Here is a 12831-nt window from a genome sequence, read left to right as displayed (position 1 = left end):
AGACCTGCGCGCAGGATCATTCGTATACGAACGATATAGGCAGGGAGGCGGAAGCGCAGTATGATCGACCGCCGCCACAAGTCCAGGCTTGGTCACGATGGCTGACACAATGACCGTCGCCGCCGGCGACAAGATCCGCTGCGATGCCTGTCCGGTGATGTGCTACATCAAGCCGGGCGCGGCCGGTGCGTGCGATCGTTATGCCAATCACGACGGCACCCTGGTGCGCGTCGATCCGCATGTGGTGCTGGAGCGCACGGTCTCGCATGGCGGCAAGCTGGTGCCGTTTCAGGTCAGCGGCGATTGGGACGGCAAGATCGTCCGCCAGCCCGAACTGTTCGTCACCGCGATCGGCGCCGGAACCACCTATCCCGACTACAAGCCGGCGCCCTTCATCGTGTCGTCGGAAGTCGATGGTGTCGACATGGTCACCGTGGTGACCGAGGGCATTTTCTCGTATTGCGGCGTCAAGGTGAAGATCGACACCGACCGCTATCTCGGGCCGGAGACCGCGACCGTGCGGGCGGACGGGGAGGCGGTCGGGCATGTCACGACCAGCGAATATGGCTCGCAGATGCTCTCGCTCGGCGGCGTGCATCATCTGACCGGCGGCTCCAAGAAGGAGGGCCGCGTCACCTGCGACACGCTGATGGATCTCTCGAACTGCAAGGCGGTGGAGTTGACCATCGACGGCGGCGCCACCGTCGTGGTGCAAGCCGGCAAGCCGCCGATCGTCAACGGCGTGGCGGAAGAGCGGATGCGGGTCGGCTGCGGCTCGGCGACCATCGGCATGTTCGCCAAGCAATGGCATGGCAAGGTCGATGAGGTCGTGGTGGTCGACGACCACATCACCGGCGTGCTCAGCGAGCACCAGGCCGGCAAGCTGCTCGATATCGCCGACACCGGCATCAAGATGAAGGGCCGCCGCTCGACGCCCGGCCGCTATTTCCAGGTCGCCGATCCCGGCACCGGATGGGGCGGCACCAACATCTCCGATCCGCTGTCGATCCTCGGTCCCTTTAATGCGAAGGAGGCGCGGCCGGGGCTCACCATGCTGATGGTGTCGACGACCGGCGAGCACGCGTCCTACTACGTGCTGGACGAGGCCTTCAGGCCGATCGAGACCGAGATGCCGCCAGACCTCAAATTCTCGGTCGAGCGCATCCAGGAGAATTGCGAGCCGGCGCTATGCACCGTACTGTTCATGGGCGGTGCGGGCGGATCGCTGCGGGCCGGCGTCACCGACAATCCGGTGCGGCTGACCCGCTCGGTGAAGGACGCGCTGACGCGGGTGACCAGCGGCGGCGCGCCGGTCTATGTCTGGCCGGGCGGCGGCATCACCTTCATGGTCGATGTCACGCAGATGCCGGCCGGCGCCTTCGGCTATGTGCCGACGCCTGCGCTGGTGGCGCCGATCGAGTTCACGATGAAGCTGTCGGATTACGCGGCGCTCGGCGGCCATATGGACTATGTCCGGCCGCTGTCGTCGCTGCGCGACAGCGCCGAGGTCCGGCCGATGCCGTATCTGCCCGGGCGGCGCGCATGACCCGGCTGCCGCAAATCGCGCTTCTTCCTGACGGCAAGCGGCTGCATTTGCAGGACGGTCCGATTGATCTGGTCATCGAGGCAAGCGGCAGGGATGCGGACGTCGGCGCTGCCTATCAGGCCGCCATAGAGCGCTTCACCGGCTTGCTGGACGAACTCTGTGTGGAACTCGCCGGGCTGCGCAGTGCGGCTGATCCGCAGCGCTGCACGCTTAGCGGCGTGGTTGCGCGGCGCATGCATGCGGCAGTCGCGCCGTTTGCCGCCGACGGTTTCATCACGCCCATGGCGGCGGTTGCGGGCTCGGTCGCCGAAGAAATTCTGGGTGCGATGCTGCAGGCCGCGAAGCTCGACCGCGCCTATGTCAACAATGGCGGCGACATCGCCCTGCATCTCGGCGATGGTGAACAATTCAGCGTCGGCCTGATGGATCGGCCCGACCGCCATGGCGTGATGCGCACCATCACCGTGGATAGCGACATGCCGGTCCGCGGTATCGCGACCAGCGGCCGCCATGGCCGCAGCTTCTCGCTTGGGATTGCCGATGCCGTCACCGTGCTGGCGCGGACGGCGTCAGCGGCCGATGCCGCGGCGACCGTGATCGCCAATGCGGTGGATCTGATGGGTCATCCCGCGATCCTGCGCGTTCCCGCGAGCGAGTTGCAGCCGGACAGCGATCTCGGCGTACGGCTGGTGACACGCGATGTCGGGCCGCTGTCGGACCACGAGATCGAGCAGGCGCTCGAGGCAGGAGCTGTGCGGGCGCGCGATCTCCTGACGTCGGGATTGATCGAGGGCGCGGCATTGCGTCTACTGGGCGAAACGCGCCCTGTCGGTGCAGCTGGGAACGGGACGCCGGCGCCGCACGCGTTTAAAAGAAGAGAGTCAGAAATCGTGCTGCAGGCATGACCGGGAGCGAGGCACAATGAGCGCCGTCATTCGCAAGATCGTCACCGTGGTCGAGGAGACCCATCTGGAGATGGGCAAGACCATCGCCCCGCCGACCCGCCGCGCGGCCGCGATCGCCGTGATCGAAAATCCCTTTGCCGGCCGTTATGTCGAGGACCTATCGCCGCTGATCGCGATCGGCGAGGAACTCGGCGAATTGCTTTCCAAGCGGGCCGTCGCCGCGCTCGGCATCGACGGCGCCAAGGCGCACAGCTACGGCAAGGCCGCTGCCGTCGGTGAAAATGGCGAGCTGGAGCATGCGGCAGCGATCTTGCATCCCAAAATGGGGGCGCCGGTGCGCAAGGTGCTCTCCAAGGGCGCGGCGCTGATCCCGTCGTCGAAGAAGCGCTCGGGTCCCGGCACCACGCTGGATATTCCGCTCGGGCACAAGGATGCAGCCTTCGTGCGCAGCCATTTCGATGGCATGGAGGTGCAGATCAACGACGCGCCGCGCGCCAACGAGATCATGGTCGCGGTTGCGGTGACCGACAGCGGCCGGCCGCTGCCGCGCGTCGGCGGGCTGACGGTCGACGAGGTCAAAGGCGAAGACGGATTGCGATAATCTCTTTGAAAGAAAAACTGGAGGACGGGATGCGTGGTTATTTCGTAGGGGCGGGATTGGCGATTGCGGTCGCGGCCATGGCAACGAGCGCCATGACGACGCAGGCCATGGCGCAGAGCGAAATTAAGATCGGCGAGATCAACTCTTACTCCTTGCTGCCGGCGTTTACCGAGCCCTACCGCAAGGGCTGGCAACTTGCAGTGGAGGAGATCAATGCGGCCGGCGGCATCGGCGGCAAGAAGCTCATCGTCGTTTCCAAGGATGACGGCGGCAAGCCGGCCGATGCGCAAACCGCGGCCAACGAGCTGGTGTCGAGCGAGAACGTCGCGATGCTCACCGGCACGTTCCTCTCCAATATCGGCCTTGCTGTCTCTGACTTCGCCAACCAGAAGAAAGTGTTCTTCCTCGCGGCCGAGCCTTTGACCGATGCCATCACCTGGTCGAAGGGTAACCGCTACACCTTCCGCCTGCGTCCGTCCAACTACATGCAGGCGGCGATGCTGGTGGAGGAGGCGGCAAAGCTTCCCGCAAAACGCTGGGCGACGATCGCGCCGAACTATGAATACGGCCAGTCGGCCGTCGCGGTATTCAAGAAGCTGATGTCGGAGAAGCGGCCCGACATCCAGTGGGTCGACGAGCAGTGGCCGCCGCAGGGCAAGATCGACGCCGGCCCGGTGGTGCAGGCGGCTGCCGCGGCGAACCCGGAGGCGATCCTCAACGTCACTTTCGGCGCCGACCTCGTCAAGCTCGTGCGCGAAGGCAACACCCGCGGCCTGTTCAAGGGCCGCACCGTGGTCAGCTTTCTGACCGGCGAGCCGGAATATCTCGACCCGCTGAAGGACGAGACGCCGGAGGGCTGGATCGTCACCGGCTATCCCTGGTACTCGATCAAGACGCCCGAGCATGACGCATTCCTGAAGGCCTATCAGGCCAAGTACAACGACTATCCGCGGCTCGGCTCGATCGTCGGCTACCAGACCATCAAGGCGGCGGCCGCAATCCTCGCCAAGGCCGGTTCGAGCGATCCGGAGAAGCTGATCGCGGCGGCGGAAGGCATCTCGATGTCCTCGCCGTTCGGCGAGATCACCTTCCGCAAGATCGACCACCAGTCGACGCTCGGGGCCTTCACCGGCAAGACCGCGCTGAAGGATGGCAAGGGCATCATGGTCGATACGGCCTACCGCAAGGGTTCGGACTATCTGCCCAGCGATGCCGAAATCGAGAAGCTGCGGCCGAAGGATTGAGGCTGCGAATAGAGCGGAGCCTCGTGGTTCGAGACGCGCGGCGTTGCCGCGCTCCTCACCATGAGGGTCTTGCCCCTCATCCTGAGGAGGCGCGAAGCGCCGTCTCGAAGGATAGGCCCCGATGCAAGTTCACGTCAAAGCGGACCGCCCATGGCCTTCTACGTCGTCCAGTTCCTGACCGGTCTTGCCAGCGCGGCGTCGCTGTTCCTGGTCGCTTCGGGCCTGTCGATCATCTTCGGCGTGACGCGGATCGTGAATTTCGCGCATGGCGCGTTCTACATGCTCGGTGCCTATGTCGCCTTCACGCTGACCGAGCGCTTCTCGGGCGCGTTCGGCTTCTGGGGCGGCATCGTCGTCGCGGCGCTGGCGGTTGCCGCGATCGGCGTGCTGGTGGAGATGGTGCTGCTGCGCCGGATTTATCATTCGCCCGAGCTGTTCCAGCTCCTCGCCACGTTCGGCCTCACGCTGATGGTCGAGGACCTCGTGGTGCTGATCTGGGGGCCGGACGATCTGGTCGGCCGCCGCGCGCCAGGCTTCAAGGGCGCGATCGATTTCTTCGGCCAGAATATCCCAAGCTACGATCTGTTCCTGATCGTGCTCGGGCCGGTCGTACTCGGGGTGCTCTGGCTGTTGTTCCAGCGCACCCGCTGGGGTGTGCTGGTGCGCGCGGCGACGCAGGACCGCGACATGGTTGCCGCACTCGGCGTTAATCAGAAATGGCTGTTCACCAGCGTGTTCGCGCTCGGCGTCTTCCTCGCCGCGCTCGGCGGCGCGCTGCAGATTCCGCGCGATGCGGTCAATCACGCGATGGATTTGCGCGTCATCGTCGAGGTCTTCGTCGTCGTCGTGATCGGCGGCCTCGGCAGCATCATCGGCGCCTTCGTCGCGGCGGTACTGGTGTCGGAGCTCAATGCCTTCGGCATCCTGATCTTCCCGAAGATCTCCATCATCCTGGTCTTCCTGGTGATGGCGGTGGTGCTGATCGTCCGTCCGTGGGGGCTGTTCGGCAAGCCGGAAGCGCCGGTGCGGCGCACGCCTGGCCTGACCGTCAATCCGTGGCGGCCGCTGACAGCGAACGAACGGCTGGCCGCCATCGCCGTACTCGTCGTCGCCGCCGCGCTGCCGTTCGTCGCCGGCAACTATGTGCTCACGGTCGGCTCGGAGATCGCGATCTTCGTGATCTTCGCGGTCAGCCTGCACTTCCTGATGTCGGTCGGCGGGCTCGCCTCGTTCGGCCACGCCGCTTATTTCGGCCTCGGCGCGTATGGCGTGGCGCTGCTCGCCAAGATGGCGGGCTTGCCGATGATCGCCTGCCTGCTGCTCGGCCCGCTGCTCGGGCTGCTGGGCGCTGCCGTGTTCGGCTTCTTCGCGGTGCAGCTCTCGGGTGTCTATTTCGCGATGCTGACCCTGGCGTTTGCCCAGATCGTCTGGTCGATCGCGTTCCAGTGGGTGTCGGTCACCGGCGGCGACAATGGCATTCTCGGGGTCTGGCCGGAGAAATGGGCGGCGAGCCCGTCGCATTTCTACTGGCTGTCGCTCGGCATCGCCGCGCTCGCGGTCGTGATCCTCCGCATCATCGTGTTCTCGCCGTTCGGCTTTGCGCTGCGCGCCACGCGCGACTCGCCGCTGCGCAGTGAAGCCGTCGGCATCAACGGCAAGCGGATCCAGTGGACCGCGTTCGTGATCGCGGGCATCGTTGCCGGTCTCGCCGGCGCGCTGTTCGCCTACCTCAAGGGCAGCGTGTTCCCCGACAATATGGGCATCTCGCTGTCGGTCGATGCGCTGGTCATGGTGCTGCTCGGCGGCGTCGAGACGGTGTCGGGCGCGGTGGTCGGCGCGATCGTCTACAAGGCACTCAACATCTGGCTGGTCAGCCAGACCGATTGGTCGAAACTCGTGCTCGGCGCCTTCGTCGTGCTGATCGTGGTCGCGTTCCCGAAGGGCATCGTCGGCACGCTGGAAGCCTTCATGTATCGCCGGCGCAAGTCCTCATCGTCGGCATCGCCCGTGCTGACCTCCCGCATCGAGACTGCCGAATGAGCATGGCCCCCACATTGCTGTCGGTCGAGGACTTGACCAAATCGTATGGTGGCGTGCATGCCGTGCGCGGCGTCTCGTTCGAGCTGCGCGCCGGCGAGATCCTCGCTTTGATCGGACCGAACGGCGCGGGCAAGAGCACCTGCTTCAACGTGCTCAACGGCCAGATCATTCCGGACTCCGGTCGCGTCAAGCTGCTCGGCGAGGACACCACCGGCAAGAAGCCACGCGTGATCTGGCGGATGGGCGTCGGCCGCACCTTCCAGATCGCGGCGACATTCCCGACCATGACAGTGCGCGAGAACGTGCAGGTCGCGCTGGTGTCGCATGGCGGGCAATTGTTCAACCTGTGGGCCTCGACCGCGCGGCACGCGCGCGAGGAGGCCGGGCGGCTGCTCGACCTGGTCGGCATGGGCGCCTATGCGGAGCGGCCTTGCGGCGAGCTCGCCTATGGCGACGTCAAGCGGCTCGAGCTTGCGATCGCGCTCGCCAACCAGCCGAAGCTGCTCTTGATGGACGAGCCGACCGCGGGCATGGCGCCGCGCGAGCGGGTCGAGCTGATGCGCCTAACGGCGCGGATCGCGCGCGAGCAGTCGATCGGCGTGCTGTTCACCGAACACGACATGGACGTGGTGTTCGAGCATGCCGACCGCATCCTGGTCCTGAACCGCGGCACCTTGATCGCCGAAGGCTCGCCCGAGGAGGTCCGCGGCAACGCCCAGGTGCGCGCGATCTATCTCGGTGAGGGCCTGGTCTATGATGCGCGGCACCGCGAGGGAGCATCCGCATGAAGCTCACGGTGAAGGACCTCAACAGCTTCTACGGCCAGGCGCACATCCTGTTCGACATTGCGCTCGAGGTCGGCGAGGGCGAGGTGGTCGCGCTGCTCGGCCGCAACGGCGCCGGCAAGTCGACCACGTTTCGCTCCATCGTCGGCCTGGTCGAGAACCGCTCGGGCCGCGTCATGTTCGAGGGGAGGGACGTCTCTGATCTGCCGACGCATGCGATCGTGCGTGGCGGGCTCGGCTATGTGCCGGAGGAGCGGCGCATCTTCACGGATTTGACCGTCGAGGAGAATCTCGAAGTCGGCCGCCAGCCTAAGCGGCCTGGCGCGCCACAATGGGATCGCGACAAGCTGTTCAAGCTGTTTCCAAATCTTGGCGAGATGCGCGGCAGGCCCGGCGGGCGCATGAGCGGCGGCGAGCAGCAGATGCTGACGATCGCACGCACGCTGATGGGCAACCCGTCGCTGGTGCTGCTCGACGAGCCGTCCGAAGGGCTGTCGCCGAAGATCGTGGAGCAGATGGTCGATGCGATCCTGGCGATGAAGAAAGAGGGTGTCAGCATCGTCGTCTCGGAGCAGAACCTGCATTTCGCCCGGCTGATCTCGGATCGCGCCTATATCATCGAGCGCGGCCGGATCTGCTTTGGCGGCACCATGGCGGAACTCGATGCGCGTCCGGATGTCCGCGACGCACATCTGTCGCTGTAACGGCGAGGTGGGACGATGGCGAGGAGTGCGGCACAGAAGCGAAGCGTCAAGGCGGCCAAGTCCGGATACGTTCTCGACGAGCAGATCGGCTTCATCCTGCGCCAGGTGTCGCAGCGCCACGCCGTGATCTTCGCCCGCGAGATCGGCATCAACCTGACGCCGACGCAGTGGGCGGCGCTGTCGAAACTGTCGGAGGTCGGGGCATGCTCGCAGAACCAGCTCGGGCGGCTGACCTCGATGGACGTTGCGACCATCAAGGGCGTGATCGACCGCCTGACCGCACGCGGCCTGACCGAGACCTCGCCCGATCCCGACGACGGCCGCCGCCTTCTGGTGAGCCTGACGCGCGCCGGCCAGCAGATGGCCGACAAGGCAGCTCCGAATGCGCTGGTGATCTCCCGGGAGACATTGGCGCCGCTCGACGCCAAGGAGCGCGAGACGCTGATGGCGCTGCTCGGCAAGCTGCGGTGATCGGCAGGCGCAGGAGATGGGTAGAGCGCAGCGAGACCCGTCGGCTTCGTTCCGCGGATCGAGATGCTGGGTTTCGCTGCGCTCTACCCACCCTTCGATTCCAGGCCAAGCACCAGCGCGACGGCGCCGACCAGCACCAGGCTGAGGGCCCACACCGTGTCCAGGTTGAACCAGCTCCGGGCCACGAATTTGAGACCGAGATAGCGGTAGACCAGCCACGCCAGACATCCGCCGGCCGCGATCATCGCGCTGGCATGGACGATGGCGACCAGCACGGCCATGGTGAGACTGGTGTCGATCAGGGCGCCGGCGGCTGCGTGGCCGTGGTCCGGCTCGGCCGCGCGGCATAGTCCGAGATAGATCGGCACCAGCATCAGCGCCGCGCCATGGGCGATCGCCACGGCGAACGACCACAAGGCGAGCTGCGTCGGCGGAATCCGCGCCAAAGCACGCGGATGGCGCCGGTCGATCAGCCGATAGATGCCGAAGGCGATCACGAGCAGGCTGACGCCGATCCGGATCGTGCGCTGCCATTCGACGAGGGTGATCAGCAGCGCGAAGGGGAGGATCACGAGCAGCATCGCCAGCAGGTGACCGATTGCGAGCGGGCCAAGCGCGGCGAGCAGCGCGCGCGAACTCCTCTGCATCAATCCGGCCGAAACCGCGAGCGGCCAGCCCATGCTCGGGTTGATCCCGTGGTAGACGCCGCTCGCAATCACCGCCAGCCACAGCCAGACCGGTGTCCAGTCGGCCGCACTCACGTTCAGGCCGACGGATAGCAGAACGAATCCGTCGAGCAGTCGCCGCCGTCGAGCCGGATCTGGTGTGCGCGGTAGCCGTCGGGGAAGCTGATCCAGTAGTCCTTCGCCAGTTCGAGGCCGCCGCCCGGGCTGGCATGCGCCATCACCTCGGCGCCGGGAATGCCTTGCGGATAGAACTGGTCATCCCAGGTCGAGTACAGCGAATTGGTCCAGTAGACCCGCTTGCCGTCGCGGCTGATCTCGACCATCTGCGGACCGCCGGCAAATGCCTGTCCGTTGGGATGCGGAGTGCGGCTGATGATGCCGCCGATGCGGACCGATCCGGCGAGCTTCGGCTTGCGCGGATCGCTGACGTCGTATTGGCGCATCTCACCGGTGGCCCAGCAGGAGACGTAGAGGAACCTGTCGTCCATCGACAGGTCGATGTCGGTCACCAGCGGCGGCACGGCGCCGAAGCCCTGCAGCAGCGGCGGCAGCTGCTCCTTCGGCGCGGGCTCGGGCGGAATCGTCGCCGTCTTCTCGATATGAAACTTGCCGCCCTCGCGCCACCAGGTCCAGATCGAGCCCTCGAGGTTGGTGGTGTCGACCACGACGCCGACGAAGCCATATTCGCGAACCGGATCGTGGGCAGGACGCACCTCCAGCGCCATCTGGTGGTTGGCGCCGAGATCGATGGTCTGCACGTTGCGGCGCGCGCGCAGATCCCAGAAGTGGATGCGGTGGCCGTATTTGTTCGAGAGCAGGTCCTCCGGCACGATGCCGTTCTCGAATTGCGGCGGCAGCGCCCATTCGCTACTCACCATGTAGTCACGCGGCAGGTTCCACCAGAAGTCATAGTGCTTGGTCTGGAGACCGCGATCGATCTCCCAGCGTCCGAGCACCTCGAAGGTCTCGCAGTCCATGATGAAGACGCCGGGCGGCCCGTCGGTGCCGTCCTTGCCGCCGCCGCCGAGCGTGGAGACATAGATGCCATCCGGTCCGCAGTGGATGGTATGCGGCCGCGAATAGCCAGTCTTCCTGAACACCTCCTCGGGCTCGATGATCTTGTGGATCTTCGCCTGGGTCGGATCCGGCTTGGTGTCGATGACGTAGATCCGCGACGACCGCATGCCGGGCACGATGAGATAGCGGCGTTCGATGAAGGCATGTCCCGCAAGCGGGGACAATGCCGACGAACACGCATTCCAGCCGAAATGGTGAAACTCGTCGCCCTTGTTGGGCATCGTCACGGTGTAGACGATCTTGCTGTAGGTGGGTGAGCCCGGCTTGACGTCGATGACGGCGAGCGCGTCGGGCTTGGAGAAGTCCGGGCTGAGCAGCACAGTGTAGGCGAAGTTCTCGGCCGGAGCTTCCATCGCAAGCTTCGGCGACGCGTGAAACGTGGGATCTGGCCTCATCGTCATCGTGCTGCCTCCTGTTTGCCTGGTGTGGACCAACACGGCACGGCGGCATGCGACGGGAACTAATCGTCGCGCGGCTCCTGCGAGCGCCGCCGGCTGGGTTCGCGTGGCGGCACGATATACCTCAATGATGACGTGCGAAAGCAACGTTCCGGTGCGGTAATACGGATGCCGGCGCGCCCCGGATATCGAACCTGCTTACTTCGCCACGATCTCCGGCACCTTGCCTGCGGGCGGTGTGTTGCGGCTGCGCTGGGTGCGGACGATGCCGTCGATGATGGTCATGCCGATGCCGGGCAGATCGCCGAGCTGGACGCTCTCCAGGATGTTCTTGCCCGGCGAATGCTGCGCCTTGTCCATCAGCACGAAATCGGCGGAGCGGCCCACCTCGATCAGGCCGCAATCCAGCTCGCGCATCCGCGCGGTGTTGCCGGTCGCGAGGCAGAACGCCAGCTCGGCCGGCAGCTCGCCGAGCGACGACAGCAGCGAGACCATGCGCAAAATGCCGAGCGGCTGCACGCCGGAGCCGGCCGGCGCGTCGGTGCCGAGGATCACGCGGTGCAGATCGCCCATCTCGCGCGCGGTGCGCAGCGTGAACAGCGCCGAACGCTCATTGCCGTTGTGCACTAGCTCGAGGCCACGCTGGCAGCCCTCGCAGATGCAGCGGATCTGATCGTCGGGCAGCGCGGTGTGGCCGCCATTGATGTGGCCGACCACGTCGGTGTCGGCCTCCAGCACCACGTCCTTGTCGATCAGGCCGGAGCCCGGGATCGAGGGGCCGCCGGTATGGATCGTGCTCTGGATGCCGTATTTGCGCGCCCAGCCGACCATCTTCCGCGCGGTGGGGCCGTCCTTGACGCCGCCGAGCCCGACCTCGCCCAGCAGCTTGACGCCGGCGGCGGCCATCTCCTTGAAATCGTCTTCCACCATCTCGCATTCGATCACGGGCGCGCCGGCATGCACCTTCACGCCGCCCGGCCGCAGCGTCCAGAACGCGCGCTGCGCGAAGATCGCCATCGCCTTCACGCCGACCACGTCGCGCGGCCGGCCGGGCATGTGCACTTCGCCGGCGGAGATCATGGTGGTGACGCCGCCATGCAGATAGCTGTCGATCCAGTTGATCTGGTTCTGCCGCGGCGTCCAGTCGCCGGCGACCGGATGGACGTGGCTGTCGATCAGGCCCGGCGCGACCGTCGTGCCCATGGCGTCGACGATCGTGGTGGCGCCTTCGGTGTCGACGTCCTTGAGGCGGCCGATCGCGGTGATCTTGCCGTTCTCGGCGACGATGGTGTCGGCATCCAGGATCGGCCGCTCCAGGGCTCCGGACAGCAATAGCCCGATATTGCGGATCACCAGCTTGCTGGGGCCGGTGGCCTGGGGCGCGTCGTGAGCCATGGGTGTTTTCCTTCTGTTTTCTTTCCGGAATTGCCCGGGAATTTGAGCCCGGCTTGACTTTTCGATCAAGCCGGATTATTCGTTTGTATACGAATGATCGTATACAAACGATCCGGCCGGTCAACTGGTTCAAGCCCTTGCCCCGCCGCAGCACAAATCAGGGGTTGGTGCGATGAGCAGTTTCAACCAGGAAAGCGTCCTCAGCGTTCATCACTGGACCGACACGCTGTTCTCCTTCAAGACCACGCGCAATCCGTCGTTCCGCTTCCGCAACGGCGAGTTCACCATGATCGGGCTCAAGGTCGGCGAGAAGCCGTTGCTGCGCGCCTACAGCGTCGCCAGCGCGAACTACGAAGACACGCTCGAGTTCTTCTCGATCAAGGTTCCGGACGGCCCGCTGACCTCGCGCCTCCAGCACCTGAAGGAGGGCGATGAGATCATCGTCAGCCGCAAGGCCACCGGCACGCTGGTGATCGACAATCTCGAGGACGGCCGCAACCTCTATCTGATCGGCACCGGCACGGGGCTGGCGCCGTTCCTCAGCGTGATCAAGGATCCCGAGACCTACGACCGCTTCGAGAAGGTCGTGCTGCTGCACGGCTGCCGCCGCGTCAAGGAGCTCGCCTATGGCGAGATGATCACCGAGCACTTGCCGCAGGACGAACTGATCGGCGATCTGGTGCGCGATCAACTGATCTACTACCCGACCGTGACGCGCGATCCGTTCCGCAACCGCGGCCGCATCACCGACCTCATCACCTCGGGCAAGCTGTTCGCCGATATCGGCCTGCCGGCGCTCGATGCCGCGCATGACCGCGTCATGATCTGCGGTTCGCCGGCGCTGGTCGCCGACACCCGCACGCTGCTGGGCAGCCGCGGCTTCATCGAAGGCAATCACGGCGAGCCGGCGCAGTTCGTGGTGGAGAAGGCGTTCGCCGAACGCTGATCTTCGCTGCGAAGGCTGAAGCAATCCATCTTC

The 12831-nt window shown here is 65.6% G+C and carries 12 protein-coding genes; 9 read left to right on the top strand and 3 right to left on the bottom strand.

Annotated elements, in window-relative coordinates; translation table 11 throughout:
• Nucleotides 1-97 precede the first annotated feature (97 nt).
• The 8 genes from ACVISU_RS08550 (at nucleotide 98) to ACVISU_RS08515 (ending at nucleotide 8296) form a co-directional block, all read left to right on the top strand.
• On the top strand, nucleotides 98-1546 hold the full coding sequence (locus tag ACVISU_RS08550) for a 6-hydroxynicotinate reductase (protein WP_456706635.1): 1449 nt from the start codon (nucleotides 98-100) through the stop codon (nucleotides 1544-1546).
• Complete coding sequence (locus ACVISU_RS08545) at nucleotides 1543-2451, top strand: UPF0280 family protein (RefSeq protein ID WP_456706634.1); 909 nt, start codon at nucleotides 1543-1545, stop codon at nucleotides 2449-2451. The genes ACVISU_RS08550 and ACVISU_RS08545 overlap by 4 nt, the downstream gene beginning before the upstream one ends.
• Nucleotides 2452-2467: 16 nt before the next feature.
• Nucleotides 2468-3052, top strand: a complete 585-nt coding sequence (locus ACVISU_RS08540; protein ID WP_029078203.1) for an amino acid synthesis family protein — start codon at nucleotides 2468-2470, stop codon at nucleotides 3050-3052.
• A gap of 29 nt (nucleotides 3053-3081) precedes the next feature.
• A complete protein-coding gene (locus ACVISU_RS08535; RefSeq protein ID WP_456706633.1) occupies nucleotides 3082-4296 on the top strand; it encodes an ABC transporter substrate-binding protein in 1215 nt (404 codons plus the stop codon).
• A 150-nt stretch (nucleotides 4297-4446) separates the two neighbouring features.
• Nucleotides 4447-6336: an ABC transporter permease gene (locus ACVISU_RS08530; protein WP_456706632.1), complete on the top strand. Its 1890-nt coding sequence runs from the start codon at nucleotides 4447-4449 to the stop codon at nucleotides 6334-6336.
• Nucleotides 6333-7124 (top strand): ABC transporter ATP-binding protein, encoded by a 792-nt coding sequence (locus tag ACVISU_RS08525; RefSeq protein ID WP_050405898.1) that lies wholly within the window; start codon nucleotides 6333-6335, stop codon nucleotides 7122-7124. Before ACVISU_RS08530 ends, ACVISU_RS08525 begins: the two co-directional genes overlap by 4 nt.
• Nucleotides 7121-7825, top strand: coding sequence for an ABC transporter ATP-binding protein (locus ACVISU_RS08520; RefSeq protein WP_456706631.1), 705 nt, complete (start codon nucleotides 7121-7123; stop codon nucleotides 7823-7825). The genes ACVISU_RS08525 and ACVISU_RS08520 overlap by 4 nt, the downstream gene beginning before the upstream one ends.
• Before the next feature lie 15 nt (nucleotides 7826-7840).
• Nucleotides 7841-8296: a MarR family winged helix-turn-helix transcriptional regulator gene (locus ACVISU_RS08515; RefSeq protein WP_050405900.1), complete on the top strand. Its 456-nt coding sequence runs from the start codon at nucleotides 7841-7843 to the stop codon at nucleotides 8294-8296.
• Between the two features lie 83 nt (nucleotides 8297-8379).
• Here ACVISU_RS08515 and ACVISU_RS08510 read toward each other — a convergent pair whose 3' ends face one another.
• The 3 genes from ACVISU_RS08510 to ACVISU_RS08500 all read right to left on the bottom strand — a co-directional run bounded on the left by ACVISU_RS08510 (nucleotide 8380) and on the right by ACVISU_RS08500 (nucleotide 11852).
• Nucleotides 8380-9057 carry a hypothetical protein gene (locus tag ACVISU_RS08510; protein ID WP_456706630.1) on the bottom strand — a complete coding sequence of 226 codons (678 nt, stop codon included), beginning with the start codon at nucleotides 9055-9057 and terminating at the stop codon, nucleotides 8380-8382.
• Nucleotides 9058-9059: 2 nt separating this feature from the next.
• Complete coding sequence (locus ACVISU_RS08505) at nucleotides 9060-10460, bottom strand: selenium-binding protein SBP56-related protein (protein ID WP_456706629.1); 1401 nt, start codon at nucleotides 10458-10460, stop codon at nucleotides 9060-9062.
• A 195-nt stretch (nucleotides 10461-10655) separates the two neighbouring features.
• A complete protein-coding gene (locus ACVISU_RS08500; protein WP_456706628.1) occupies nucleotides 10656-11852 on the bottom strand; it encodes an amidohydrolase family protein in 1197 nt (398 codons plus the stop codon).
• 172 nt (nucleotides 11853-12024) lie between these two features.
• Between ACVISU_RS08500 and ACVISU_RS08495 the strand changes: the two genes are divergently transcribed.
• On the top strand, nucleotides 12025-12798 hold the full coding sequence (locus tag ACVISU_RS08495) for a ferredoxin--NADP reductase (protein WP_456706627.1): 774 nt from the start codon (nucleotides 12025-12027) through the stop codon (nucleotides 12796-12798).
• The last annotated feature ends 33 nt before the right edge of the window (nucleotides 12799-12831 follow it).

It is taken from the genome of Bradyrhizobium sp. USDA 4452 (assembly GCF_054063575.1).
This window is presented reverse-complemented; position numbering and strand designations above follow the sequence as displayed.